The sequence below is a fragment of the Acinetobacter sp. 'aerobic (ED)' genome (genome assembly GCF_904886855.1).
Lineage (GTDB): Bacteria > Pseudomonadota > Gammaproteobacteria > Pseudomonadales > Moraxellaceae > Acinetobacter > Acinetobacter courvalinii.
Window position 1 is genome coordinate 62,144 of the sequence record NZ_CAJHGI010000010.1, and the last position, 26,234, is coordinate 88,377.

24 protein-coding genes are annotated in these 26,234 nt (G+C 44.2%); 11 read left to right on the forward strand and 13 right to left on the reverse strand.

Annotated features, from left to right (window positions below):
• The first annotated feature begins 133 nt into the window (after window positions 1-133).
• On the forward strand, window positions 134-955 hold the full coding sequence (locus tag JO943_RS17110) for an SDR family NAD(P)-dependent oxidoreductase (protein ID WP_202741382.1): 822 nt from the start codon (window positions 134-136) through the stop codon (window positions 953-955).
• A gap of 65 nt (window positions 956-1,020) precedes the next feature.
• Here JO943_RS17110 and JO943_RS17115 read toward each other — a convergent pair whose 3' ends face one another.
• From JO943_RS17115 to soxR, 4 genes are all read right to left on the reverse strand, one after another.
• Window positions 1,021-2,475, reverse strand: a complete 1,455-nt coding sequence (locus JO943_RS17115; RefSeq protein ID WP_032875831.1) for an NAD(P)(+) transhydrogenase (Re/Si-specific) subunit beta — start codon at window positions 2,473-2,475, stop codon at window positions 1,021-1,023.
• A gap of 3 nt (window positions 2,476-2,478) precedes the next feature.
• The gene (locus tag JO943_RS17120; protein ID WP_004774657.1) at window positions 2,479-2,802 is read right to left on the reverse strand and encodes a proton-translocating transhydrogenase family protein; all 324 of its coding nucleotides are present in this window, start codon (window positions 2,800-2,802) and stop codon (window positions 2,479-2,481) included.
• 11 nt (window positions 2,803-2,813) lie between these two features.
• Window positions 2,814-3,941: a Re/Si-specific NAD(P)(+) transhydrogenase subunit alpha gene (locus tag JO943_RS17125; RefSeq protein WP_005228719.1), complete on the reverse strand. Its 1,128-nt coding sequence runs from the start codon at window positions 3,939-3,941 to the stop codon at window positions 2,814-2,816.
• 706 nt (window positions 3,942-4,647) lie between these two features.
• Window positions 4,648-5,133, reverse strand: coding sequence for a redox-sensitive transcriptional activator SoxR (gene soxR / locus JO943_RS17130; protein ID WP_153560059.1), 486 nt, complete (start codon window positions 5,131-5,133; stop codon window positions 4,648-4,650).
• A 68-nt stretch (window positions 5,134-5,201) separates the two neighbouring features.
• Between soxR and JO943_RS17135 the strand changes: the two genes are divergently transcribed.
• The 4 genes from JO943_RS17135 to JO943_RS17150 all read left to right on the forward strand — a co-directional run bounded on the left by JO943_RS17135 (window position 5,202) and on the right by JO943_RS17150 (window position 8,695).
• On the forward strand, window positions 5,202-5,621 hold the full coding sequence (locus JO943_RS17135; protein WP_005228715.1) for a RidA family protein: 420 nt from the start codon (window positions 5,202-5,204) through the stop codon (window positions 5,619-5,621).
• 18 nt (window positions 5,622-5,639) lie between these two features.
• Window positions 5,640-6,836: an MFS transporter gene (locus JO943_RS17140; RefSeq protein WP_005228713.1), complete on the forward strand. Its 1,197-nt coding sequence runs from the start codon at window positions 5,640-5,642 to the stop codon at window positions 6,834-6,836.
• Window positions 6,837-6,949: 113 nt separating this feature from the next.
• Complete coding sequence (gene dusA / locus JO943_RS17145) at window positions 6,950-7,954, forward strand: tRNA dihydrouridine(20/20a) synthase DusA (RefSeq protein WP_005228711.1); 1,005 nt, start codon at window positions 6,950-6,952, stop codon at window positions 7,952-7,954.
• A 261-nt stretch (window positions 7,955-8,215) separates the two neighbouring features.
• A complete protein-coding gene (locus JO943_RS17150) occupies window positions 8,216-8,695 on the forward strand; it encodes a CHAP domain-containing protein (RefSeq protein ID WP_005228709.1) in 480 nt (159 codons plus the stop codon).
• Between the two features lie 16 nt (window positions 8,696-8,711).
• On the opposite strand, the gene JO943_RS17155 is transcribed toward JO943_RS17150, so the two are convergent.
• Entirely contained in the window at window positions 8,712-9,476 is a 765-nt protein-coding gene (locus JO943_RS17155) for a ThiF family adenylyltransferase (RefSeq protein ID WP_032875823.1), read from the reverse strand.
• Between the two features lie 88 nt (window positions 9,477-9,564).
• Window positions 9,565-10,725 (reverse strand): MFS transporter, encoded by a 1,161-nt coding sequence (locus tag JO943_RS17160; protein WP_032875819.1) that lies wholly within the window; start codon window positions 10,723-10,725, stop codon window positions 9,565-9,567.
• Window positions 10,726-11,019: 294 nt separating this feature from the next.
• Between JO943_RS17160 and JO943_RS17165 the strand changes: the two genes are divergently transcribed.
• Window positions 11,020-11,781, forward strand: coding sequence for a hypothetical protein (locus tag JO943_RS17165; RefSeq protein WP_199975321.1), 762 nt, complete (start codon window positions 11,020-11,022; stop codon window positions 11,779-11,781).
• Window positions 11,782-11,826: 45 nt separating this feature from the next.
• On the opposite strand, the gene acnA is transcribed toward JO943_RS17165, so the two are convergent.
• The 5 genes from acnA to JO943_RS17190 form a co-directional block, all read right to left on the reverse strand.
• Entirely contained in the window at window positions 11,827-14,583 is a 2,757-nt protein-coding gene (gene acnA / locus JO943_RS17170) for an aconitate hydratase AcnA (protein WP_199950224.1), read from the reverse strand.
• Window positions 14,584-14,702: 119 nt separating this feature from the next.
• Entirely contained in the window at window positions 14,703-15,515 is an 813-nt protein-coding gene (locus JO943_RS17175) for a TatD family hydrolase (protein WP_199975325.1), read from the reverse strand.
• Window positions 15,516-15,521: 6 nt separating this feature from the next.
• Window positions 15,522-16,430 (reverse strand): RsiV family protein, encoded by a 909-nt coding sequence (locus tag JO943_RS17180; RefSeq protein WP_202741383.1) that lies wholly within the window; start codon window positions 16,428-16,430, stop codon window positions 15,522-15,524.
• A 119-nt stretch (window positions 16,431-16,549) separates the two neighbouring features.
• Window positions 16,550-17,374 carry a hypothetical protein gene (locus JO943_RS17185; protein WP_202741384.1) on the reverse strand — a complete coding sequence of 275 codons (825 nt, stop codon included), beginning with the start codon at window positions 17,372-17,374 and terminating at the stop codon, window positions 16,550-16,552.
• Between the two features lie 69 nt (window positions 17,375-17,443).
• Window positions 17,444-19,033, reverse strand: a complete 1,590-nt coding sequence (locus JO943_RS17190; protein ID WP_005283326.1) for a peptide chain release factor 3 — start codon at window positions 19,031-19,033, stop codon at window positions 17,444-17,446.
• A 371-nt stretch (window positions 19,034-19,404) separates the two neighbouring features.
• On the opposite strand from JO943_RS17190, the gene JO943_RS17195 reads away from it, so the two are divergent.
• Entirely contained in the window at window positions 19,405-20,097 is a 693-nt protein-coding gene (locus JO943_RS17195) for a hypothetical protein (RefSeq protein WP_202741385.1), read from the forward strand.
• Window positions 20,098-20,203: 106 nt separating this feature from the next.
• Here JO943_RS17195 and JO943_RS17200 read toward each other — a convergent pair whose 3' ends face one another.
• Window positions 20,204-21,613 carry a methylenetetrahydrofolate reductase C-terminal domain-containing protein gene (locus JO943_RS17200; RefSeq protein ID WP_202741386.1) on the reverse strand — a complete coding sequence of 470 codons (1,410 nt, stop codon included), beginning with the start codon at window positions 21,611-21,613 and terminating at the stop codon, window positions 20,204-20,206.
• 385 nt (window positions 21,614-21,998) lie between these two features.
• Here JO943_RS17200 and JO943_RS17205 point away from each other — a divergent pair, with 385 nt between their 5' ends.
• The 4 genes from JO943_RS17205 (at window position 21,999) to JO943_RS17220 (ending at window position 25,285) form a co-directional block, all read left to right on the forward strand.
• Window positions 21,999-22,967: a DUF1852 domain-containing protein gene (locus JO943_RS17205; protein WP_202741387.1), complete on the forward strand. Its 969-nt coding sequence runs from the start codon at window positions 21,999-22,001 to the stop codon at window positions 22,965-22,967.
• Between the two features lie 36 nt (window positions 22,968-23,003).
• On the forward strand, window positions 23,004-24,032 hold the full coding sequence (locus JO943_RS17210; protein ID WP_202741388.1) for a methionine synthase: 1,029 nt from the start codon (window positions 23,004-23,006) through the stop codon (window positions 24,030-24,032).
• 87 nt (window positions 24,033-24,119) lie between these two features.
• Window positions 24,120-24,611 carry a flavin reductase gene (locus JO943_RS17215; protein ID WP_009509767.1) on the forward strand — a complete coding sequence of 164 codons (492 nt, stop codon included), beginning with the start codon at window positions 24,120-24,122 and terminating at the stop codon, window positions 24,609-24,611.
• 287 nt (window positions 24,612-24,898) lie between these two features.
• Window positions 24,899-25,285: a carboxymuconolactone decarboxylase family protein gene (locus JO943_RS17220; RefSeq protein ID WP_005228636.1), complete on the forward strand. Its 387-nt coding sequence runs from the start codon at window positions 24,899-24,901 to the stop codon at window positions 25,283-25,285.
• 60 nt (window positions 25,286-25,345) lie between these two features.
• Here JO943_RS17220 and JO943_RS17225 read toward each other — a convergent pair whose 3' ends face one another.
• Window positions 25,346-26,230: a LysR family transcriptional regulator gene (locus tag JO943_RS17225; RefSeq protein ID WP_202741389.1), complete on the reverse strand. Its 885-nt coding sequence runs from the start codon at window positions 26,228-26,230 to the stop codon at window positions 25,346-25,348.
• Window positions 26,231-26,234 lie beyond the last annotated feature (4 nt).

The following is a 26,234-nucleotide window of genomic DNA, read 5'->3' on the forward strand; positions in this document are numbered from 1 at the left end:
ACGCAGCTCTTTAAAGACCTGCAAATACCAGTTATCACCCGCCCTTAATTTTGACATGACAAATTGTCAAAATTGCAGCACTATACAGATTCTTGCCATCCCACCAATAAATAGCATAACTGGAGTACAGGAAGTGAAAATACTGATTACAGGTGCCAATACCGGCATTGGTTTTGCCACGGCAGAACAGTTGGTTAAACAAGGGCAACACGTGATTCTTGCCTGCCGAAACCCACAGAAAGCACAACAAGCACAAAATCAATTACGTGCACTCGACCAAGGACAAGTCGACCTGATCTCCCTCGACCTCAACAGCCTTGAACTTACCCGAAAAGCAGCCGATGAAATCGCAGATCGTTACGGCAAGCTGGATGTATTAATCAACAATGCGGGCTTATTTGCCAAGACTAAACAGTTGACAGCCGATGGCTTCGAGCAACAATTTGGCGTCAATTATCTCGGTCATTTTTTATTGACCCAAAAACTGCTTCCTGTTTTAAAACAATCTCCTCAGGCACGGATTGTCCATTTAGCCTCGATCGCCCATTGGGCAGGCTCCATCAAACCCAATAAATTCCGCGCAGAAGGTTTTTACAACCCCTTGTTTTATTATGGACAATCCAAACTTGCCAATTTATTGCTGAGTAATGCCCTAGCCGAACAATTATCGAATAGTTCAATTACCAATAATGCCCTACATCCAGGTGGCGTCGCTTCAGATATTTATCGCGACCTGCCTAAACCTGTTTATGCTGCGATGAAACTCGGCTTAGTTCCAACTTCTGTTCCTGCAAAACTGATTACTCAAATGGCGATTGGGGATGAATGGGCGAAACGCAATGGAGCATATGTCAGTGCACATATGCCTGACTGGAAATCTTCACATGCCAAAAATCAGCAACTGGCACGTGACCTCTATCAGCAGTCTATGAACTTGGTTGAAAAGTTTATTTAAACCCAAATAACTTCCAATAAAAAAGCCACCCGAAGGTGGCTTTTACAATCTTGAGTGCAGTCAGATTAGTGACCACCACCATTGATTGCTTTGGTCATGTCTTCCACAACTTTCTTGGCATCACCAAAGATCATCATGGTTTTTTCGTTATAGAACAAGTCATTGTCTAGGCCAGCATAACCTGTCGCCATTGAACGTTTGATGACCATAATGGTACGTGCTTTATGTGCTTCAAGGATCGGCATACCGTAAATTGGTGAGCTTGGATCATCTTTCGCCGCCGGGTTTACTACGTCGTTCGCACCAATCACAAGTACCACGTCTGTTGCAGGGAAATCCGAGTTGATCTCATCCATTTCCAAGATGTCTTCATAAGCAACATCTGCTTCTGCCAACAATACGTTCATATGACCAGGCATACGACCTGCCACCGGGTGAATCGCGAAGCGAACTTTTACACCCTGCTCTTTCAGAATTTCACACAACTCTTTCACTGCATTCTGTGCACGACCTTGCGCCATACCATAACCTGGTACAATCACAACGCTGTCTGCATTTGACATCAGGAAGCCTGCGTCATCTGCTGAACCAGAACGGTGGTTACGTTGCACTTGCTCACCTTTGTCTGCTGAAGCAACTGCTGTACCGCCCATTGCACCACCAAACAATACGTTGATGATTGAACGGTTCATCGCCTTACACATGATGTAAGAAAGAATCGCACCAGAAGAACCAACCAGCGAACCTGCAACGATCAACATATTGTTTTCAAGTGTGAAACCAATACCTGCCGCTGCCCAACCAGAGAATGAGTTCAACAGTGAAACCACAACTGGCATATCACCACCACCGACTGGTGCAATCCATACCCAGCCAAATGCAAGTGCAAGTGCTGTCATTGCCCAGAACGCAGTCATGTTGCCTGTGGTAAAGAAGTAGAAACCACATGCCAGCATCGCAATAAAGATGATCGCCTGAACCGGTTTAACCCATGCACCAGAGATAGTTTTTGCCCATTTCTTCGCAGCTAATTTACCGTAAGCAAAGACAGAAGCGGTAAAGGTGATCGCACCCACGAAGCAGCCTACGAACAATTCAAACAAATGAACTGAACTCATATGAGCATGTTGAACACCCGCAGCCGTTAAAGCAGCTTCATTTTGTGCAAACAATGCAGTGAGCTGGTTGTTATGCAAGATCGCAGCAATCGCAATCAATACCGCAGCCAAACCAACCAAAGAGTGCATCAATGCGACAGTTTCAGGCATTTGTGTCATTGGAACGGTTTTCGCACGAGCGATACCCACAACAGCACCTAACACCATTGCACCGCCGATCATCCAGACCACTGGATGTTCAGCAACAAAGAAAGTCGTCACAACCGCAATCGCCATGGCGATCATACCGTAACGGTTACCCGCAATGGCAGTCTTAGGACCAGACAAACCACGTAAGGTTAAGATAAAGAGGACAGCACCAATCAGGTAGAACCAATCCGCATAGTCTCGAATGAATTCCATCGCTTAGCCCTCTTTTTTCTTTTGCTTCGGCTTGAACATTTCAAGCATACGAGCAGTTACAGCAAAGCCACCGAAAATGTTAATGCTCGCCAGGAATACAGCGATCGCACCAAGCACACTCACCACATTGACACTCTGGAATGCAACATTAGCATCCACACCAATCGCAGGCATACCCACGGTCTGGATCATCGCACCCACCACAATAATTGAAGACAACGCATTGGTTACCGCCATTAATGGTGTATGCAATGCAGGTGTTACGCCCCACACCACGTAATAACCTACGAAGATGGCAAGGACGAAAATTGTAATCGTTTCAACCATGAGAACTCTCCTTAACCGCGCTTGAGCAGTACTTGACCGCCATGTGCCACAAGTAACGCTTTCTGGATTTCATCTTCCTGATTAATCGCAAAGCCTTTGTCTTTGTCGAATAATGTCTCAAGGAAGTTAAAAACGTTACGCGCATACAATGCCGATGCTTCTGTTGCAACCGTACCTGGAATGTTTGGAATACCCAAAATTTTCACGCCATTTTCAGTTGTAACCGTTTCGCCTTCTTTAGAACCTTCAACGTTACCACCGGTCTCAACAGCCATATCTAAAATGACAGAACCCGGTTTCATTTTGGCAACGGTTTCAGCTTTAATTAAACGCGGCGCATTACGACCTGGAATCAATGCAGTGGTGATTACGATGTCAGCATTTGATACAGCTTTATCGACAATCGCAGCTTGATCTTTGATGTATTGCTCACCCGGCTGCCAACCATAACCGCTTTTCGCAGCTTCAGCAGCACGTTGTTTTTCTTCATCGGACATTGGCACGTCTAGCCATTTGCCGCCTAAAGATTCAACTTGCTCTTTTGCGGTCGGACGTAAGTCTGTTGCTTCCACAACAGCACCCAAACGTTTCGCAGTCGCAATCGCCTGAAGACCAGCAACACCCACCCCCATAATCACAACACGGGCAGGTTTTACGGTACCTGCTGCGGTCATTAACATTGGGAACATACGTTGATATTCAGCCGCTGCTAACAATACAGACTTATAGCCTGCCAAGTTTGCCTGAGAAGAAAGTACATCCATGTTTTGTGCGCGAGACAGCGTACGTGGAAGCAGTTCTAAAGCAAAAGCAGACACTTGCTGAGCAGCAAACTGGTCTAATTCTGGATTGCGGTAAGGGTCAAACATTGCAACCACAGTCGTATTCGCCGCAAGTTTTTGAATTTCGTCGCCTTTAGGGGCACGTACCTTCAAAATAATTTGGCTACCTGTATATGCATCGTCCGTAATGGTTGCGCCAACTTGTTCATAAGCACTGTCAATATACGCAGCTTTAACACCAGCACCACGTTCAATGACAACGCTATGACCTGCGTTAATCAACTTCTTCACTGTTTCCGGTGTAGCCGCTACACGACTTTCACCAGCGACAGTTTCGGTTGGGATTCCGATCTGCATGAGCGTCCCTCAAGCTAGTTTTTCTTAAGTAAACATCGCCAATAGCAATGTTTCCCCCAGGAGTATTCTTTGTAGAAATTTGGATTCTAATGGAAGTTTTTTAAATTTCCACCCAATATTTATTTAATAAATACCCATATTTTGAACTGATGATTCACATTTATATTGAAAACTTGTATGCTCAGCATGTTTGACTTTTTGAAAAGCAAAGCTCTCCATTCATATATTCTTAATATGAAATTTTGATCAGTCTCCAAGCGATCCATTCAGTTTTAATTGCGGTATTCCGTACCAGAAGGTATACCCACACGGCATTTATTCAACAAATTTACTCCTCATCCTTATCTTGAACAGCCTTGAACCAAGTTCCGTTTATAATCCTTTGGTTTTTATTGTGGCTATTCAAAAATAATGGGTTGAATCAGCATCATAGACATGCTGCTGGGGAGTGGGATTGGCTTCTCTTGCTTTTCTCTTGGTCGTTTCGGCGACTTCTTTATGAATGTGTCAGCAATACTTGCTGGATGACTTGTGATGAAATGACAAATTCTCTTATCAATAAATCTGAATTGAATTGAGATAAACCCTCAGAAAAACCAAAAAGAAATGTAAAAACTTGAGCAGGCATTTTTTCAAGTGATATTTGTATGGTTTTGTCTAGCAAAAGCCGTATTTTTGCACAATATTGGTGCAAAAATTAAACAGCTCAATAATTCGATTCATCCTTCTGGTTCAGCAATAATAAAATTTCCTGAAAATGTGCCCCCATCGCCTCTTCTGCAAGACAATCTTCCGGGTTTCTTAGCGGACATTGTTGCAAAGACAGACAGCCACAGCCAATACATTGATCCAGTTGTTGACGTAGCTGGAGCAACATCATGATTTGCTGATCGAGTTGTCCCTGCCATTGTTGTGACATGACTTGCCAATCTTTTTTCGTGGCCACTTGCTGCTTCGGCAGGGTCGCAAAACTCTCTTTCATCTGTTGCAAGCTGATCCCGACTTGCTGGGCTGCTTTAATAATCGCAATCCTTCTCAACATCGCCCGTTGATAACGGCGCTGGTTCCCTGCCGTTCGCGTACCCCAGATCAATTCTTTTTCTTCATAAAAACGGATGGTTGGCACTGAAACACCACTTCTTTTCGCCAGTTCGCCAATACTCAGCCAAGTCTGTAATTGTTGTTTCAAAATCTGCTTGACCTCTAGTTAACTTGAGCTTTGATACTAACATACCACAGCCACTAGAATGAGTTTTAGCCATGAATCAGCCCCATACCGATGCATTTCAATTAATCAACCCCGATGCACTCTATGACCCGCATCGCAATGGTTATAGTCACGTCGCGATTGTAAAGCCCAATATGCGGATGATTCATATCGCAGGTCAAGGTGGCGAAAATAAAAATGGCGAGCTGTCAGAATATTTTGACCAACAGGTACAACAAGTCTTCTATAATATTCAGCAGGCTTTAGCTTCAGCCCAGGCCCAGCTGTCAGATATTGCCGTGCTACGTATTCTGGTCGTCGATCATGATGCTGATAAGCTTCAGGCGCTGGTCGCGATCATACAAGCTTTATGGAAAAATCAGGCATTTCCAGCCTGCACCCTGATTCCTGTACCTGCGCTAGCCCTAGAAAACATGCAAGTCGAAATCGAAGCTACCGCTTATACCGCATAAATCAGAACAGAGAATCCTATGTCTATCCCTCAAGAAGATATCAGTCAAAATAAAACTTTACTTTGGTTTATGGCGGCAGCGTGCGGTTTATGTGCGGGCGCCAACTATTATAGTCAGCCCTTGATTCATTCGATTCAGCAATATTTTTCAGTGAGCGAAGGTCAGGCAGCCCTAACTGTCACTTTTGCGCAAGTGTCCTATGCACTCGGCCTGCTGTTCATTGTGCCAATGGGCGATGTGGTTAATAAAACCCGATTTATTCCTTTATTGATGGGTTTATGCGCTATTGGCTTGTTCATCAGTGCCTTTTCAGTAAATTTACCGATGTTGTGGTTGGGTACGGTGATGGCTGGCCTGTTTTCAGTGGCAGCTCAAGTGCTGATTCCGCTGGCCACCATGACAGTAAAACCTGAAAAAACAGGCGAAGTGATTGGCTTTTTGATGAGTGGTTTACTGGTCGGTATCTTGCTTTCAACTAGCCTCGCAGGCTTGTTTTCCAACCTGTTTCACTGGAAAGTCATTTATGTGGTCAGTGGCATTCTGATGTTGATTCTGGCCTATGCCTTAAAAAGCCGCCTGCCTTATGTCATGCGTATGAAGCTGAATTATGGTCAGGTTTTTATCTCCATGGCGCAACTGCTGAAGCAAGAAAAGCGCTTGGTGTTGCGCGCACTTGCTGGGGGTTTTGCCTTTGCCGCGGTCAGTATTTTATATTCAACCATCGCCCTGTTGCTGACTTCAGCCCATCATCTACAAGACCTGCTGATTGGTATGGTGCCGCTGGTCGGTATTTTCGGGGCGCTTTCTACCCAATATATTGGTAAATATGCAGATCAGGGCTATACCAGCCGTCTGACCTGGATCGGTTGTGCCTTATTCATTCTCAGCTGGATATTTTTCTATTTCGGTCAAACGGTTTTAGTGAGCTATATTCTTGGTTTTGCATTGATCCAGTTAGCTTTAGCATTAGTCCATACCAGTAACCAGAGTATTATTTTCCGGTTACGCCCCGATGCCAAATCACGGATTAATGCCATTTATATGACCGCCTACTTCACTGGTGGCGCTGGTGGTTCGGCTTTGGGAATTTTTGCCTGGAATCATGGTGGCTGGAGTGCAACCTGTCTGGCAGGCATCAGTCTGGTATTGGCCTGCATGCTATTTAGCTTTATAGATTATGTTGCGACCAAGAGAAACAAGATTGTTACACCTTGAATCTGGCTGTTTATGCTTAAAAATTGAAGTGATCGGGATCAGCATTGGTGAAATTTTCCTAAAACTCGTATAATGCTGCCCTTTCTTTTCTTGTCCACATCCGAGAGCCGTTTATGCCATCACTAGAATCATTAAAGCCACGTATTTCCGTTGCGCCAATGATGGATTGGACAACAAAAGACTATCGCTTCTTTGCACGCCTGTTTAACCCCAATGTGGTGCTTTATACCGAAATGGTGACGACAGGTGCGATTATTTACGGCGGTGCCAATCGCCATCTCGACTTCAACAAAGAAGAACACCCGATCGTGTTACAGCTGGGTGGTTCAAATCCACAAGAACTTGCGACCTGTAGCAAAATGGCAGAGGATTGGGGTTATGATGAAGTCAACTTGAATGTCGGCTGTCCAAGTGATCGCGTTCAGAATAATAAAATTGGTGCATGCCTGATGGCGGAGCCTCAACTGGTCGCCGAATGTATTCATAGCATGCAAAAAGCGGTCTCGATTCCGGTAACGGTAAAACACCGCATCGGGATTGATGATATGCAGTCTTATGAAGAAATGCTGCATTTTGTCGACACTGTCGCGGCAACAGGTTGTACGCATTTTATCGTGCATGCGCGTATTGCGATCTTGCAAGGTTTATCACCGAAAGAAAACCGGGATGTTCCCCCTTTACGTTATGAAGATGTGTATCGTCTGAAACTGGAACGTCCTCACCTGACCATTGAAATCAATGGCGGGATTAAAACCTTTGCAGAAACCCAGCAGCATTTACAGCATGTTGATGGTGTGATGATTGGTCGTGAGGCCTACCATAACCCATATTTATTGGCGGAAATGGGGCAACTCTGGAATCTGGAAGCACCTGATCGTTTTGAGATCATGCAGCAAATGATGCCGTATATTCATCAACGCGTTGCAGAAGGCGCTCCATTATCGATTATCACCCGTCATATTTTAGGTCTATTCCAGAACTTGCCGGGCGCACGAAAATGGCGTCAGGCACTCAGTGGCGGCAATGCAAAAACCATTGGCGATATTGAAACTGCCATTCAAAATATTCAGGCCGCCATGCAGCGTACCGAAGATTATCTGAAAGAGCATCAAGCCTGAGTAAACCTCACAAAAACGTGACACACTTCACACTGTGAAATATGATTTTACAAATCTGAATTTTTTTATTGTGTGTCACATAACTTGCTTATAATTAAGTAAATCTTCAATAAATATTGATTAAGAATTCATTATAAATTCGAAAATTCGTTATATTATTACATTACATTTTGGTTTTTTTGAGATTTATCGCTTACCATGTGCCGCGTAATAGATTCTGGCACACGTTCAGTTGTTTTGAAAATGCGGTAGAGATTCACAATGATTTATGATGTACCTTCAGTTGATCACAGTATGATTCACCCCCCTGCTCAGCAGGTGGTTATTCCTTATCGAGAAATGCCGAAGGCGCCATCAGTACCAGCAATTGATGTGAGTAAATTCTCGCAAAAACTGGCTAAACGCGCGTCTTATCGCAGCTCATCTCAATGTGCCAAATTTGTCAGAATCGCTTTACAGTCTGCAGGTGCCAATATCGTACAACATCCTGTTGCCGCTTCGGACTGGGGACGTACCTTACAACAGATCGGTTATCAGCAGATTAGCCCTGAGTTTAACAATCCTCAGCCAGGTGATATTTATATTATTCACCGCACCAAAAAGCATCGTTACGGTCACATTGCCGGCTTTACCGGTTCACAGTGGGTCTCTGATTTTAAACAGACCAGCTATGACGTTTATAAAGATCCCAATGTCACTTACAGCTATTACCGCTTAGCACCGCAATATCCACAAGCATAATCAATCTAATAAGAATTTAAGTCCTGATTTTATCCAGCTTCTTCAGGACTTCCGCAACGGCAACCATCGCAAAACTTGACGTCACCACTACGGCTGAACCATAGCCTCCACAACGTAGACCAGCGCTTGGACACACCTCTGCACTCGAAAATGGATTATCGATCGAATAAACACAAGTAATGCCAAATTTCTCTTTTGGCTTTTTGCAAATCCCTATGGAACGAAGTTGGGTACGCAACTTTGCCAACATTGGGTCTTGCTCAGTCTTAGACAAATCAGCAACACGGATTTTCAGTGGATCGAGCTTACCGCCTGCACCGCCGGAAACAATCAAGGGAATTTTGTTAAAGCGACAATGCAACATCAAGGCAAGCTTGGCTTTGACATCATCAATACAATCTAAAATGAGGGTCGGCACCGGATTAAGGATTTCTTTGACATTTTCGGGTGTGAGATAGTCATCAATCACATTCACTTTCATGCGTGGATTAATTTGACGGCAACGTTCAGCCATCACTTCAATTTTCTCTTGTCCCAGTGTCGAACTCATTGCAGGCAATTGACGGTTGATGTTTGATGCTGCCACCACATCCATATCGACTAAGGTGAGTTCGCCAATCCCTGTACGTGCCAGTGCTTCCACGGCCCAACTGCCGACACCACCAATGCCGATGACCATGACATGGCTTTGCTCGTAATGGGCAAAGGCATCTTCTCCATAAATTTTGGCCACACCAGCAAAACGGCGGTCATATTCATCATTTACAGGTACATCAGTCATATCAGCAGTGATCTATACAGTTCAGCAAAGCGTTATTTTAACGTGTTTTAGTCGGTTTGGGTGAGGAAGATAAGCCACCTGTTATCGATTAGCTGCGTCGGCTGAGCACAATAAATATGACAAAAATAGCAGCACTCAACACTAAAGCCAGCAGGTTGGCATTCATCCAGCCCAGTTGGGTCAAAATCGGTGCTGGCAAGAATGCACCCAAGGTGGCGCACAAGGCAATCATGGTTTCATTCAGCCCTTGTACGCGATGCTTTTGCTGTTCGTTTAATCCAGCCAGTAAAGTCGAAGCACCTGAATAGGCGAAGTTCCAGCCCACACCCAGCACAATTAATGCAACATTCATATAAATTCCCTTTTGTCCCAGCATCGGAATCACAGAGGACAACATCAGTAAAATAAAACCCGTATAAATCGTCCGATTGATTCCCCAGCGCTGGATCAGCTTCGACACAAAGAACGAAGGAATAAACATCGCCAGAACATGCAGCTGAATCGAGATTGAAGCGTAATGAAAGCTATGATGTTGCTTTAACTGTAAGGAAGACATAATCATCATGACATTCATCACATAATAGGCAAATGCACCACTGATCATGGCAGCAGCAATCAGGTTGACCGGGAGTTTGGCGCGCGGTATTAAATCAGTTACCACCTGCTGGGCCTGTTGTAATTTAAACTTGCGATTCCAGAGGTATAAAATGGGTGATAGCAACAGCGCCAGTACACTGAAAATGCAATAGATCGCGGTAAAATCAGGTAAGCCTTGTAGCTGTTGAAACTGAATTGCCAACATTGGTGCAATCACAGCGGCCACCACACCACCCGAAATTACCATCGCCGTCGCTTTTGGAATTAAATCTGGCGCCAGACGATCCGAAGCTGCAAAACGGTAAAAGTTAGCTGTGGAAATGAATAAACCTAGCGAAAAATGACTGAGACACAATAGATTAAACTGTTCATGTTGTAAGGCCAGATAGCCCAGTACGCCCGCGAAGAAAAGACAAATACATCCAAACTGGAACACGACATGTCGACCCATTTTTTTCATCAGAAATGAAAAGATAAACGTCGTCAGTAACATGGCCAGAAATTGCAAGCCATAGGGTATGGTCGCCAAGGCCTGCGTGGGCGCAAGTTTTAAACCGACAATGGCTGAAACTGTGACCGACAATACTGCTGCAATTAAATTAAATGCTTGGGCAACCAATAAATAATAAACATATCGCGGTAACTGATTCACAGCCGGCTTCCTGATGAAGTGATTACCAACACCTTAACTCTAAGCAGCTCAAATTTAAATAAAAAAGATAAAAGACTCGCCTCCATCTTTTTAAACAATTTATGAGGAGATTAATCCACTCTCAGGGAGAACTTAATATCAACAATTGGCAGTCCAAATAGATTTAATTTAAAAAAGAGATCACTCCACCATTTAAAACAAATTTCTCACGTATTTTGAGTAACTACATATCGCAAATAAAGGCAGAGTTTAATAAGGAGTGTTGTATGATAAAAAAATAATTGATTCGAAAATATGATTATGGATAAACAAGATCAACAGGACATTATCTTATGTATTCCAGGTGTCTGGCAAAATCATTCAGCCTTATTACAGGCGCTATTGACCCATGACACAGGCTATATTTACGCAGGGTTAATTATTAAAGCGTTAGCCAGTGATTATTTTGCTGAAATTGAAGAGCATAAAAACGATCCTCGTGTAAGCCAGGTATTTAGGCAGCAAAGTATGGATCGCTTTTCAGAACAAGAGCTACAACAAATCGAGCAACATCAGATGGTGATTTATGTGATTTGCAAAGCCGGATCAATAGCCTTAGCACAACAAGCGCTGTTACTGGGTCAGGCGCTACTCAAAGCCGGTGGATTAGCCATTAAAGTTGAAACGTCTGGAGTGACTCATCTTCGATCGGACTGGCTGAACTTTGATGCAGAGAATCTATTTGATTTATATAAAGCATTTGTTCCCACTGTTTTCGATCAGGACTCACTTTATTCTTGTGGCATGCATCAATTTGGCAAAGCTGACGGCTGTATCAACTTAAAAGTAGAACATGCCTCCTATGTCTTGAATCAGTTTTTACTCTATTTACTGATAGAGAATCCAACCCTGTTAGAGAATCAAACTTTTTCTGTAGAGGAAGGTGCAGAAGTATTAAAACTTCACAAAAAACAATCGAGTGATTTCTTCGAGGAAGACTCACTATATTTTAATCGTTGGGGTGTTTGGTCGTTGAAGCCGAGCTTTAGCCTGAAGAAGTTATTTAGATTTAGCTAAATTCTGAAATGGAAGAGCCCTGTAAATATACAGGGCCCACTTCAATTAAGCAGCAATCAAATTGCGTAAAACATAATGCAGAATACCGCCTGCCTTAAAGTATTCCACTTCATTCAAGGTATCGATTCGACATAGCACCTTAAATTTGGCCTGACTACCATCTTCCCGAACGACCTCAACATCCAGTGTCTGGTGCGGTTGAATATCATCGGACAAGCCATGGATAGAAATGGTTTCATGCCCAGTTAAATTCAGGGACTGACGGGTTTGCCCATCCACAAACTGCAATGGCAACACGCCCATCCCCACCAGATTCGAGCGGTGAATGCGTTCAAAACTTTCGGCAATCACGGCTTTGACACCCAGTAAGTTGGTTCCTTTGGCAGCCCAGTCGCGTGAGGAGCCAGTCCCATATTCCTTACCTGCAATAATCACCAATGGTGTGTGCTGTTGCTGATAACGCATGGCAGCATCGTAAATCGACATCTTTTCGCCTGTCGGAATATAAAGCGTATTACCGCCCTCTTCGCCACCCAGCATCTCGTTTTTAATGCGGATATTGGCAAAGGTACCGCGCATCATCACTTCGTGATTACCACGTCGCGATCCATAGGAGTTAAAGTCTTTTGGTTCTACACCCTGATCCTGTAAATAACGCCCGGCAGGACTGTCTTTCTTGATATTGCCTGCAGGTGAAATATGATCGGTGGTGACCGAGTCTCCCAGTACCGCCAGAATATTGGCCTGTTCAATATTAGCGATGGCTTTCGGCGGCTGGTTAATCTCCTCAAAGAATGGCGGATGACGAATATAGGTGGAGTTATTTTGCCAAGCATAAGTCTGGCTCTGTGGAATCTGGATCGCTTGCCAGGTTGCATCGCCATCAAATACCGCAGCATATTCTTTATGGAACATCTCGGTATTCACTTTCTGTAGCACGGCATCAATTTCGGACTGGCTTGGCCAGATATCTTTTAGGTAAACATCCTGTCCGTCTTTGCCTTGCCCAATCGGTTGCGTAGTTAAGTCAGTCCGGATGTTGCCGGTTAAACCATAGGCCACGACCAGCGGTGGTGATGCCAGCCAATTGGTTTTCACCAGTGGATGCACACGCCCTTCAAAGTTACGGTTACCTGACAGTACCGACGCCACATTTAAGTCATGACACTGAATGGCGGCTTCAATCGGGTCAGGCAACGGCCCCGAGTTACCGATACAGGTGGTACACCCATAACCCACCAGGTTATATCCCAATTGATCCAGATAAGGGGTTAAACCTGCTGCCGCCAGATAATCGGTTACCACTTTAGAGCCAGGTGCCAGTGAGCTTTTGACCCAGGGTTTACGTTGCAAACCTTTCTCGATTGCTTTTTTGGCCAGTAGACCTGCCGCCAGCATCACGCTTGGGTTGGAGGTATTGGTACACGAGGTAATCGCAGAAATCACCACATCACCATCATTTAAAGGATAAGATTTTCCATCAATGGTACAAGACGGCTGTTCATGCCCCAGATTGGCTTTCTGTGCCTCTACTGCCGTACCGCCACCACCTTCATTTTCCAGACGTTCTTTGGCTTCTTTGGCTGGTTTTAGTGTCAGTTCCATCAGGGCATTAAAGGTTTTCGGTACATCGGACAGTAATACACGATCTTGCGGACGTTTTGGTCCAGCCAGACTGGCTTGTACCGTGCTCATATCCAGACTCAGAGTATCGGTGAAAACCGGCTCATCTCCGGCATTACGCCATAGGCCCTGTGCCTTGCTATAGGCCTCAACCAGATCAATGCGTTGTTGTTGACGACCTGTCAGGGCTAAATAGCCGAGTGTAACTTCATCAATCGGGAAGAAACCGCAGGTCGCGCCATACTCTGGCGCCATATTGGCAATGGTGGCACGGTCCGCCAAAGGCAAATCAGCCAGACCATCGCCATAGAACTCTACAAATTTACCCACTACGCCTTTTTGACGTAGCATCTGGGTAATGGTCAACACCAGATCGGTTGCGGTAATACCTTCGTTCAGTTTGCCGGTTAATTTGAAACCGATCACTTCCGGAATCAACATCGATACCGGTTGCCCCAGCATGGCCGCTTCGGCTTCAATCCCGCCAACGCCCCAACCAAGCACACCCAATCCGTTAATCATGGTGGTATGTGAATCTGTGCCGACCAAGGTATCCGGAAAAGCAAAATCCTGCCCTTCATCTTCTCCTAGCCACACCGCTTGTGCCAGATATTCCAGATTAACCTGATGACAAATTCCGGTGCCCGGAGGTACTACGCTAAAGTTATTAAACGCAGACTGCCCCCAACGCAGGAATTGATAACGTTCACCGTTACGTTGCATTTCAATTTCGACATTCTCGGCAAAAGCCTGATCATTGGCGAAATGATCCACCATCACCGAATGGTCAATAACCAGATCCACCGGGGAAAGCGGATTAATCCTGTTTGGATCCCCCCCGGCCTGCGCCATGGCTGCACGCATGGCAGCCAGATCGACTACCGCAGGTACACCGGTGAAATCCTGCATCAATACCCGGGCAGGACGATATTGAATTTCCTGATCTGAACGTTTGCTTTTCTGCCAGTCCACCAGCGCCTGAATATGCTCGACTTTTACACTTTTTCCATCTTCAAAGCGCAGTAAATTTTCTAGCAAAACCTTGAGTGACTTGGGTAGGCGGTCAATATTACCCAGTGTCTGTGCTGCATGCGGAAGGTTAAAAATTTGATAAGATTTAGAACCGACGGTAAGTGTTTGTAATGCATTGAAACTATTGATTTTGCTATATCTGGCCATCAGGTTACCCTCCCAGTATTGGCTGATTGTTTATTATGAAGTTCTCTGTTTAATGTAACCCTGTTTGGGAATGGATGTGTTCCCTTTTAGTTACCTTATTTTTAACGGGATTATGGTTGTTATCCGAGATGCAAGGCTGCACATGAGTTTTGCCACAATTGCTGGGCAAGCTGTGCTTGGGGCAGCTCAAGTATTTGCGCCAAGCTGTCTAACACATAAGGTAAATTGACAGGCGTATTGCGGGTTCGATGTTCGGTTGAAGTCTGACAGCACAACGGCGTCATATCCGGGCAATCGGTTTCAATCACCAGATGTTCGGGACCAATGGCATGCACCACCTGATGCAGTTTTTTGGCATTGGGATTGGTAATTTGCCCGGTGATGCCGATTTTAAAGCCCAGCTTGATCATGGCTTTGGCTTCTTCTACACCGCCACTAAAAGCATGCGCAATCCCGCCTAACTTGAATTTTTGCGCCTTTAAAATCGCAATGGTTTCAGCATGTGCTTTACGGATATGCAACAGCACCGGTTTTTGATATTGCTTGGCAAGTTGTAATTGCTCAATAAAATAATGCTGTTGTTTGCTCAATAATTCAGGCTGTTTATGCTGTTTTAAAAAGGTATCCAGACCAATTTCACCGATTGCTACACAATCAAGCTGCTGCAAAATCAGTTCTAAATCCTGTAAATGTTCTGGCTGATGCTGTTCAATATAAAAGGGATGTAAACCGGGCGCCAGATAAGACTGCGGTACATGCTCCCAGCCTTGTAATTGCTGATGGGTCTGAATCAGCTCATCGAATCGTGATTGCAGAAACCCGATTAATACCAATGCCTCGACCCCCACCCGTTTGGCCTGCACAGCCAGATGTTGCCGATCATGATCAAAATCGGCAACATCAAAATGGGTATGGGTATCGAACAGTTGCATCAGCGCTTACTTGTTCTCATTTGCGACAGGTGTAGAGGCAGCCGGCGTGTCCACTTTTGGCAAATATTCAGGTTTTAATACCCCTTGTAATTCACTAAATGGAATCACCAGACGCGGCAAACCGACCACATACGGGCCAATATCATATTCGCCATATTGCAGGATCAAGCCCTGTTCGCCCAATAAGAAATTATCTGTCACCTGAAATGGCCAAGCCTGTTCGTATTCCTTAGGATCTGTGGCCAGTTTGGAATCCACAATCCAGGTTTTAAATGCGTCATGAGCCAGCTTGTCTAAGGTCGCTTTCTGTTTTGGCAATAACAAATCCTGCAACTGTACCTGTTTCTGATTTGCCAGATCAAAGTTGTAATAACGCTGCGAAGTTGCGCCATGCGCCCCACCTAAATAACTGCTGCTATTCAGGACTACGGTTGCCAGTTTACCTTTCGGCTGCAAGATCTTCGGCTTGATCATTAAGCTGATCTGATGGCTGCTACTTAACGCTTTTAACTCTTCATCAATTTTGACAAATGAATCTGCATATAACTGGGCCTGACTGTCCAGATCGGATTTTGCTCCAGTGCTTTTTGCGGTTGAAGCAGCCGGTGTATCCGCATCGACCACCTCAAGCATTTTGCCAAGCTGTTCAAGAATTTGCTGATCAAGCAACTGATCGATAAACGGGAAATTACTTTGCAAACGCTCAACCGTAAAGTCAGGACAGGTATTGCCCTTACATTCAGGGAGTTTTACCGGAATCTTAACCGTTTCGCCTTGTAAAACCGGTTCAGCCTGCTGTTGTACTGCAGGTGGATCTTGCGGCTTATCCTGTGATTGTTTTGGCTCCGATTTAGGCTGGCAGGCTGCAAGCAAAACAGCACATGCAAGAACGCTATATTTATAAAATGTTTTCATCTGAGACCTATAAGCATTGTTATTACACAAGATTTTTAAATGCTATCGAAGTTAATGCAAAACTGCTAGAAGCACATGCAATTTCTATACGAAACTTAAAAAAGTCAATCTAAACAGAATCAAAACATCTGCTGATAAATCTCAGCTTGCAGCATCTGCCGAGTCTGTTCAGTGGTTAAATAAATATCCAGTTGCGGGGCATCTTTACTGATTTCATTGGCCCGATAATGTAAACCGATGCCCTCACCATCAAAGAACCAGTCTGCCTGCCCCCAATACAGTTTTTTTGGCACCTGTTTTTTCACTTCTGCCGATTGTTTTGCAATCCATTGTTGATAATGGGCCTGCACAATATCATTTAAGGCATTTTGCTGATTTTTCTGGATCACATCCAGCACGCTCAGACTCTTTTGCAACTTGCGATCTGCCACAAAGAAATAGAAGCGATCTTTCACCGCAATATCTTCTTGCTGGGCATTAACTCCCACCTGTAACAGCACATATTGATTGCGCTGTGAAGCAATCCGGGTATTCAGATGCAGTTCATAGGCCTTATTTTTAGAATACTTGTCCTGCCACTCATCTGACTTTTTCACATAGGCATTAATGGCCTGTTGCAGCGTCAGGTTTTTATCCAGCTCAATTTGCTGCTGGATCACCTTGGACTGATTTTTTGCAATCCATGCATTCAGCCATTCATCCTGCGTTTTTACCGTCTGAATATCGACATCAATACAGTTTTTCTTTTCACAGAATGGCAAGGCATAGTCCGCCTTGGCCTCTTTCATATTTAAGTATGGCAGGACTTCAGCTTTTTCAACTGGTACCGCAGCTGGTTTGCTTTCGGCGGTATCGGCTTTATTTTTATCTGGATGATCACATGCGGTTAAAGCCATCATTCCAATCAAGACACTGACAGCAAAAAGTGGTTTTAAAGCATTCATTTCATCATCCTTTATTTTTAGATCGTTCAATTAAAAACAGCCTCTAATTAGAAGCTGTTTTTATACAGTTTAGTGTTCTCGTGTGTTACGGAACTGGATATCCGGCCAGCGTTCTTGCATTAACTGCAAGTTTACACGGCTTGGCGCCAGATAAGTTAAGTGACCGCCACCATCAACTGAAAGCTGATCATGTGCCTTCTTCTTAAACTCATTCAGGATTTTGTCATCATCACAGTGAATCCAGCGTACCGTATGAACACTCACCGGCTCATAAATACAGTCCACCTTATATTCTTCTTTTAAGCGATAGGCCACCACATCAAACTGTAACACACCGACTGCACCGACAATCAGGTCATTACTGATTTGTGGCATGAACACCTGTGTTGCCCCTTCTTCAGATAATTCTTTCAAACCTTTTTGCAATTGCTTCGATTTCAAAGGATCTTTCAAGCGTACACGGCGGAACATTTCCGGTGCGAAGTGTGGAATACCGGTAAAGTGCAAGCTTTCACCGCTGGTAAAGGTATCACCAATCTGGATGGTACCGTGGTTGTGCAAACCAATGATATCCCCCGGCCAAGCTTCTTCCAGATGCTCACGCTCACCCGCAAGAAAGGTCAATGCATCACTGATACGTACATCTTTACCGATACGTACATGATTCATTTTCAGGCCTTTTTCATATTTACCTGAGCAAATACGCATGAAGGCAATCCGGTCACGGTGTTTCGGGTCCATGTTGGCCTGAATCTTAAACACGAAGCCAGTGAAACCTTCTTCTTTGGCTTCAACCATACGTTCTTGAGTTGGATGTGCTTTCGGTTCTGGTGCCCAGTTAATAAAGGTATCCAGAACATGATCCACGGCAAAGTTACCCAATGCGGTACCAAACAGAACAGGGGTTTGTTTGCCTTGCAAGAATAATTCACGGTCCAGTGGTTCATTGGCCATCTGCACCAGCTCAAGGGATTCCTCAAAAGAAGCCCATGCCAACTCACCCACTTTTTCACGAATATCCGGATGGTCATAACCATCACGAACATCGATATCGGTAATGGTTGAACCAAAACCAGCTTTATAAACATAAAGCTTGTCTTCTAGCAGGTTGTAGACACCCGCAAAGTCACGTCCCATCCCCAAAGGCCAGGTGATCGGTACGCAACGGATATTCAGGACACTTTCAATTTCATCCAGCAATTCTAATGGTTCACGAATTTCACGGTCCATTTTGTTGACGAATGAAATAATTGGCGTGTCGCGCATACGACACACTTCCATTAATTTAATGGTCCGTTCTTCGACACCTTTGGCACCGTCAATCACCATCAATGCAGAGTCAACCGCCGTTAAGGTACGATAGGTATCTTCCGAGAAGTCTTCATGTCCCGGCGTATCCAGTAGGTTGATGGTGTGCTTTTTATAAGGAAATTGCATCACCGAGGTGGTAATCGAAATACCACGCTCTTTTTCCATTTCCATCCAGTCGGATGTGGCAGAACGGTCAGACTTACGGCTTTTTACCATCCCCGCAACCTGAATGGCCTTACCCCATAACAGTAGTTTCTCTGTCATGGTGGTCTTACCCGCATCGGGGTGGGAAATGATCGCAAATGTGCGTCGTTGGGCAACCTGTGCCGCTAATTCATCTTTAAACATGCGAAAAATCTACAATTTTGTGCACCCCTCTGTATCTGCAAATGGAGATAGAGGCAGAGAGCGTGCGAAAGAATTTAAAATTGGCGCAATTGTAGCAGATTTAAAGAAAATATTGATTGATTGTTGAAAGGCTGCCCGCTAAACAGGAGCAGTTGTATCCGCAGTTTCCAGAACCGGTTAATCTTGCATCATCGCCAGCATCTGCAACCGCTCCACACCCAGTTCATCATTTTAACTTTTCGGCATGCTCCGATCTCGGTCAACAACACATTTTGAGTGGGAATTACTGCGGCTAAAGTCAATGAGAGAAATTCACGAAATTCATCTATAATTAAAGGCTTATAAGTTCAATAAAATAGATACCACACAATATGGCTCAAAAACTATTCACGCTTGTGACCCTGACCAGTTTAACTGCCTGTTCAACGCTTCCGCCTCAATATGCATACCACCCCGTGCTTCAGGATAAAATTATTGCGATTGGAAAAATGGCCACCCCAACCCAGCAGCAGATTGTTTTTGCTGGAGAACGTTATACCTACATCGCGGATCAGGGCGGTGCAACCGTGTTTAATATCATTCAGCAGACGCGTCCTGAGCAACGCTCCTTGATGAATCAACTACCGATACAATTTGAAATGCTGTCTGATACCCAGTTTAAAAGCACCATAAGACTTCGTTATAATCAACCCATCGGCCTGCTACCAGCCAGTGAATATCAGCAATTAAAGGCCTTGGGCTTTACCCAAACCACTACCCACTGTACTTCGGCATTAGTCCCGATTGAAAACTGTGAATATCCTTTAGCATCGATTGATCTTTCTGGGCAAATCTATCAACAGGTTGCCAATCAACAAGCCATTCCCTATCAATTAAAACAACCCTATCCCATTTCCATCGTGAAAAAAGTGGAACAACATCGTCAGGGCAATTTTAAGAAGAAAGCCAAAGATGTGGCCACAGGGGTCGCGATTGTGCCTTTGGCGATCGTTGGTGCGGTGATTTATGTGCCGGTTGTCTTGGGTGCGACGCTACTGTCAGGAGGAAAGTTAGAGTGGCATTAAGAGGCGTTTGCTCAGGTCTAATCGCAGCCATAAAAATGATGCGTGGCACTACATTGCCCTACGCTGCAACTGTCTTGTAAAGAACAGACTGGAACAATGGCGACAATCAATGTGATTCTGAGTGTTTAAACCAGTTTTTCCATGAACTGGTATAGCGGGTTTCAATTGAAATCGCAGGGATCAGTTTACTTCTCAACACCTCGGTTTGATCTAGGCGCTTCGCCAATCGGGCTTTGACCGAATGGATACACTCTCGGTCACCAAACTCGCACCGGTCTAAACTTGTCCCGCCACAGGGACCATTGGCAAGCCCTTTGGGACAGGTTTCAGGGCAGATATACAGCGTGTCCTCCAGACGGCAGTGCCCACAACTTTCACAGCCCACCAGTGGATGTTTGCTCCAATGTTCCATTTTCAATAAAAGCTGATCAGGCCGAGCTTTATTCCAGAAATTGGCTTTAAAAATAAAACGCCCAATCCCGAGCGCCGCATGAGATGCAAAAAAAAGCTGATGCATTAAATGCATTTGCTTATATTTAAAAATCTGGGCTGGTGGGACAGGTTTTGAAAAAGTGGCCAGCTCAGGTTTAAGCTCAAGCCCTGAATCCATTTTCCACAGGTCTTTCCAGGCTTTTTCACAGGCTGCTAAAGACCAGTTTTCATATTGCTTTAAAAATTGTTCCAGTTTTTGTTGTTCTTGTGGCTTATGACAAGCTGATAAATGCACTCCAACAAAACCGAGATGTTTACAGATCAGGATCTGCAACGCACAACGCGCATAGACATTTGCTTCCGCCTGAACAGGATCAGCCTCGTATTCACTTTTCAGGACATGCACAATATGCGCTGGAATCACCAGTCCGGCAACCTGATGTTTCAGCATAAATTGCGCGCGTTTTAAGGTCAGCGGCATGACGCAGGCAATTAAAGGAAATTGTTTGTAATGCTGAGAGATAAAGGATTGGCTGTGCTGAAGACAATCCAGATCAAATCCAAGCTGGGTAATCAGAAAGTCTGCGCCTGCTTTGATCTTTTTATGCAGTTTCAGATATTGGGCATCCCGCTCTGCTTCCGTATATTTAAACGGATTAAAAGCCACGCCGATATTAAACACATTCCGTTGTCTGGCCGCCATCACAGCATTCACAGACTCAAGATAACGAGACCGTTGCGCTGGGATTTCGCGGCCAAAATTATGATTCTTCAGTTTATCGCCGCTTAGTAAAAGCAGGTTGTGATACCCCTGCTGCTCAGCCTGATCGAGAAAATGTTCAAATTCTTGAATATCCCGACCTTTACCTGAAAAATGCAAAAGTTTTTCAATCTCAGGCGCGTATTGTTGTGCCAACTCTAATGGCGCAGGGTCTTCATCGCTATGCACACGATCAGCCAACGTCATCATGGCCGGATAGCCAGCCAGACTTGGGGGAACTGCCGGCGTATCACGGTTAGAACATAGATATTCCACCAGAATACAGAATTGCTTTTGCTCTAAGCACTGAGAAAATAAAGACATAATGAAAAAATTTAAAAAGGGAGAATTCTGGGCCATAGCGCAGACCTGAAATTATAAGGGATATACCTTGAAAGTAAACCAGAGGAAAGTTTTACGATTTCTGGGGTCGTGCAATGGCCATGAGAGCCCATAAAACTTGCAAACATGAATTTCACTCACTTTTCAGTGAAACAAAATCATTTTTATTCATGTCATGTTTCAAGTATAAATTACTGCATGCTCTTACACGAGACAATCTGAGGATTGATTCTGATGAAGCCACTTTAGCAAATATCAGAACCGACTGAAAAATCCGATTGACTGGGAGACTCCAAAAAATTGGAACATCCAGAAAGGGCAACGAAGTAATAAGGTTTTATCTCAGAATTTAGGGTATCAGATCATCATGAGCAAAGAGTTTACATTCACGATTAAGCGCATTAGTTTCGATGAAAACTATCAGCCCTCAGACAATACGCGAATCACCACCAACTTTGCCAATTTGGCCAGAGGTGAAAGTCGCCAAGAGAATCTGCGCAATACCTTAAAAATGATTAACAACCGTTTTAATAGTCTGGCGCATTGGGATAACCCGACAGCAGACCGTTATTCTGTCGAACTTGAAATCATTTCGGTTGATATTGATGTTGAAGGTAAAGGTGAGACCTTCCCGACTATCGAAATCCTGAAAACCAATATTGTGGATCATAAGAATAATCAACGCTTTGACGGTATTGTCGGAAACAATTTTTCCTCATATGTGCGCGATTATGATTTTAGTGTGTTACTGCTAGAACATAATAAAGACAAAGCGCAATTTAGCCTTCCAGAAAACTATGGTGAATTGCACGGGAAAATCTTTAAATCATTCCTGGACTCAACTACCTATAACAGTAACTTCCATAAATCGCCGGTGATTTGCCTCAGCGTTTCCAGCAGCAAGACTTATCATCAAACTGCAAATCAGCATCCGGTGCTGGGCGTGGAATATCAGCAGGATGAATATTCGTTAACGGATCAGTATTTCGAGAAAATGGGCTTAAAAGTTCGCTATTTCATGCCGCCAAATAGCGTGGCGCCGTTGGCCTTTTACCATCGCGGTGATCTGCTGGATGATTATACTGACCTGGAACTGATCGGCACGATTAGTACCATGGAAACCTTCCAGAAAATCTACCGTCCAGAGATTTATAACGCGAATTCAGTCGCAGGAAAAACCTACCAGCCAAGCTTGAAGCATCAGGACTATTCATTAACTCGTATTGTTTATGACCGGGAAGAGCGCAGCCAGTTGGCGATTAAACAAGGCAAATTTACTGAAGAACAGTTCATCAAGCCTTATCAAACGATTCTTCAGCAATGGGCTGCAAACTAATTACTTTATTCACCTAGATAAACAAGATTATTGATTATGAAACGATTATTACCGACTTCAACTGCTGGCAGCTTACCAAAACCGTCTTGGCTGGCCGAACCTGAAAAACTCTGGTCACCTTGGAAGTTGCAAGATGAGCAGTTAATTGAAGGCAAACAGGATGCATTGCGCCTGTCCTTACAAGAACAACGCCATGCCGGTATTGATATCGTCAGCGATGGTGAACAGACCCGCCAGCATTTTGTTACTACCTTTATTGAACATCTGGACGGCGTCGATTTTGAAAAACGTGAGACCGTGCGTATCCGTAACCGCTATGATGCAAGTGTGCCTTCAGTGGTCGGTGCGGTATCTCGTCAAAAGCCGGTGTTTGTGGAAGATGCCAAATTTTTACGTCAGCAAACCAGTCAACCAATCAAATGGGCACTGCCTGGCCCAATGACCATGATTGATACGCTTTATGATGGTCATTACAAAAGCCGTGAAAAGCTGGCATGGGAATTTGCCAAAATCCTGAATCAGGAAGCACGAGAACTCGAAGCCGCCGGTGTTGATATTATTCAGTTTGATGAGCCTGCATTTAACGTGTTCTTTGATGAAGTGAATGACTGGGGCGTGGCAACTTTAGAGCGTGCACTGGAAGGGCTGAAATGTGAAACCGCGGTCCATATTTGCTATGGTTATGGTATCAAAGCCAATACCGACTGGAAAAAGACACTGGGTTCAGAATGGCGCCAATACGAAGAAGCGTTTCCAAAGCTACAACAATCTAAAATCGACATTATCTCACTCGAATGTCAGAACTCTCGTGTGCCTATGGACCTGATCGAACTGATTCGTGGCAAAAAAGTGATGGTGGGTGCAATTGACGTTGCCACCAATCAGATCGAAACACCTGAGCAAGTTGCAGATACGCTGCGTAAAGCGCTTCAGTTCGTCGATGCAGAAAAGCTCTACCCTTCAACCAACTGTGGTATGGCGCCGTTATCACGTCAGGTAGCCACAGGCAAACTGCATGCTTTAAGTGCAGGTGCCGACATTGTTCGCAGAGAACTCTCCGCTTAATATTTACCGAACTGTAGATCGACAAGGGCTGCAACAGGTAGCCCTTGCTCTATTCAGACAGCTCGGATTTGATTTGGGAATATCGTGATGATTGAAGCGACAGACTTTAGAAACGCAATGTCTTTATTAACCAGTGCCGTTAGTGTCATCACCACGGCTGGCTTGACGGGTCGTTATGGCTTTACGGCCTCTGCCGTATGTAGCGTGACCGATACGCCACCGACCTTACTGGTCTGTATGAATCAGGCTTCCAGTTCCCATGTCCATTTTGTAGAAAATAAAGTGTTAAGCGTGAATGTGTTAAGCGCGCAACATCAGCATATTTCCACAGCATTTTCATCCCGCTTAAGTCCGGAAGAAAGATTTAAACATGGCGTCTGGACAGAGTTAGAAACCGGTGCCCCGGTATTAAAAGATGCGCTGGTCAATTTTGATTGTGAAATTGAGCAGGTTCAGGCCGTGGGAACCCATACCATTTTCATTTGCCGCATCGTCGCCATTCAGCAAGGCCAGCATGAGCACAGTCTGGTTTATTTTAATCGCGCTTATCATCACGTCGGGCAGACAGAAATTGCCTAACTCACCCAACAGTCCATGATCTCTTTTACACGATTCGAAATTTATTCCAGACATACATCGCAACAGCTCAAATGATGGGCTGTGGCCTTTGTGGATATCGCTTCACTTATCCACAATTGAGGTGCTAGCGAGATTGAATTACTGCTCCTCTTGTTTGAAAATTTCCTTTATTCAACTCGAGAACCGTCAGTCCATTGCAATGACTTTAGCTTCCTGAATGATTCAGTTAGGATGAAGAGGGTTTCGCAACCTCACACTTTCCGTTGCATGCTTAAAAGAGTAAAAATATGTCACAACAAGATTTTGAAAATGGATTAAAAGTTCGTACCGAAGTCATGGGCGAATCATTTGTACAACGTGCACAGGACAATACCGTTCCTTTTACGCAACCGTTACAAGACTGGATTAATGAGCATGCCTGGGGATCGACCTGGCAACGTGAAGATGTATTGCCCCGTAAATATCGCTCACTGGTGACGATCGCCTTCCTGACCGCACTGAAAAGTCCAACCGAACTGAAAGGACATATTCGCGGTGCGTTAAACAATGGCGCCAGTGTCGAGGAAATACAGGAAGTGTTATTACATAGCCTGCCTTATTGCGGCGCACCCGCCACTCAGGAAGCCTTTCGGGCAGCACTTGAAGTGATTAATGAATATCAGAATGCTCAATAAAATAAGAACAAAGCCCTTTAACTTAAGGGCTTTTTATTAAAAAAATTATTTAAAATTAAACTAGAAATAGTGTTTTTTCACAATATCAAAAAATGAGCGGGCGACCTCATTACCCAGACTTTGTGACTTGACCACTCCGACATTCAGATAAAGCGGAAAATCTTTTAATTGAATACGTTCTAACCTGTTATTCTTTAGAACAAATTTATCAAAAAAAGGTTTCGGGAAAACTCCCAGACCTTCACCTCTTAAGATGCTCTGCAATTGCAGATCAAGCCCAAAAATTTCTCGATTAATATAAAAGCCAAGATTTCGTTCATATAACAGGTTCGCCAGACTTTCCCGGAAGCAGCAACCTTCTGGGTGCAAGATCCAGCCTTTTTTACTGCACTTTTCCAGATTGGTGTATTTATAGCCCTCACCTTTTTTACACACCACCACAAATTCAAGCGTACCAATTTTGGTAAAGAGCAAGTCAGGGGGAATACTAAGATTGGATGGAATCATAAATGTTGCCAGATCAATCTCTTCATTCTGGATTTGCTGGATGAGGCTGCGTCCCCAGCCACTTGAGATATCAATATCGTAGAGTAAATCTGTTTTCTTGCTTTCATATAAAACAAAGTCCAGCAGATCATCCACTAGAGTTTGTGGAAGGCCTATTCTTATTTTCTTGGTTTCGACTTCATCCGCCTGATGATGAAAGTTTTCCAGGGATTCAAGCTGTTTTAAAATAAAACAGCCTTTAAAATAAACTTTTTCACCTAAGCTGGTGAGTTGTAATGGTCTGGTTTTTCGATTAAACAATACCCCTTTGAGTATTTCTTCCATGTTATAAATACGTTTGGTTACCGTCGACTGATTCACACCCAGCTTTTCGGATGCAACTGTAATAGACTGGTTATCGACAACGTATATAAAGGTTTTTAAATCCCGAATATCCAAATTA

Excerpts from the sequence above, each read along its gene's own strand:
- acnA (WP_199950224.1), bottom strand. The coding sequence starts at position 14,583 with ATGGCCAGATATAGCAAAATCAATAGTTTCAATGCATTACAAACACTT.
- JO943_RS17210 (WP_202741388.1), top strand. The coding sequence starts at position 23,004 with ATGAAACGATTATTACCGACTTCAACTGCTGGCAGCTTACCAAAACCG.
- JO943_RS17125 (WP_005228719.1), bottom strand. The coding sequence starts at position 3,941 with ATGCAGATCGGAATCCCAACCGAAACTGTCGCTGGTGAAAGTCGTGTA.
- JO943_RS17115 (WP_032875831.1), bottom strand. The coding sequence starts at position 2,475 with ATGGAATTCATTCGAGACTATGCGGATTGGTTCTACCTGATTGGTGCT.
- JO943_RS17175 (WP_199975325.1), bottom strand. The coding sequence starts at position 15,515 with ATGCAACTGTTCGATACCCATACCCATTTTGATGTTGCCGATTTTGAT.
- JO943_RS17135 (WP_005228715.1), top strand. The coding sequence starts at position 5,202 with ATGAATCAGCCCCATACCGATGCATTTCAATTAATCAACCCCGATGCA.
- JO943_RS17165 (WP_199975321.1), top strand. The coding sequence starts at position 11,020 with ATGATTATGGATAAACAAGATCAACAGGACATTATCTTATGTATTCCA.
- JO943_RS17205 (WP_202741387.1), top strand. The coding sequence starts at position 21,999 with ATGAGCAAAGAGTTTACATTCACGATTAAGCGCATTAGTTTCGATGAA.
- dusA (WP_005228711.1), top strand. The coding sequence starts at position 6,950 with ATGCCATCACTAGAATCATTAAAGCCACGTATTTCCGTTGCGCCAATG.
- JO943_RS17180 (WP_202741383.1), bottom strand. The coding sequence starts at position 16,430 with ATGAAAACATTTTATAAATATAGCGTTCTTGCATGTGCTGTTTTGCTT.
- JO943_RS17195 (WP_202741385.1), top strand. The coding sequence starts at position 19,405 with ATGGCTCAAAAACTATTCACGCTTGTGACCCTGACCAGTTTAACTGCC.
- JO943_RS17185 (WP_202741384.1), bottom strand. The coding sequence starts at position 17,374 with ATGAATGCTTTAAAACCACTTTTTGCTGTCAGTGTCTTGATTGGAATG.
- JO943_RS17200 (WP_202741386.1), bottom strand. The coding sequence starts at position 21,613 with ATGTCTTTATTTTCTCAGTGCTTAGAGCAAAAGCAATTCTGTATTCTG.
- JO943_RS17150 (WP_005228709.1), top strand. The coding sequence starts at position 8,216 with ATGATTTATGATGTACCTTCAGTTGATCACAGTATGATTCACCCCCCT.
- JO943_RS17190 (WP_005283326.1), bottom strand. The coding sequence starts at position 19,033 with ATGTTTAAAGATGAATTAGCGGCACAGGTTGCCCAACGACGCACATTT.
- JO943_RS17140 (WP_005228713.1), top strand. The coding sequence starts at position 5,640 with ATGTCTATCCCTCAAGAAGATATCAGTCAAAATAAAACTTTACTTTGG.
- JO943_RS17120 (WP_004774657.1), bottom strand. The coding sequence starts at position 2,802 with ATGGTTGAAACGATTACAATTTTCGTCCTTGCCATCTTCGTAGGTTAT.
- JO943_RS17220 (WP_005228636.1), top strand. The coding sequence starts at position 24,899 with ATGTCACAACAAGATTTTGAAAATGGATTAAAAGTTCGTACCGAAGTC.
- JO943_RS17155 (WP_032875823.1), bottom strand. The coding sequence starts at position 9,476 with ATGACTGATGTACCTGTAAATGATGAATATGACCGCCGTTTTGCTGGT.
- JO943_RS17215 (WP_009509767.1), top strand. The coding sequence starts at position 24,120 with ATGATTGAAGCGACAGACTTTAGAAACGCAATGTCTTTATTAACCAGT.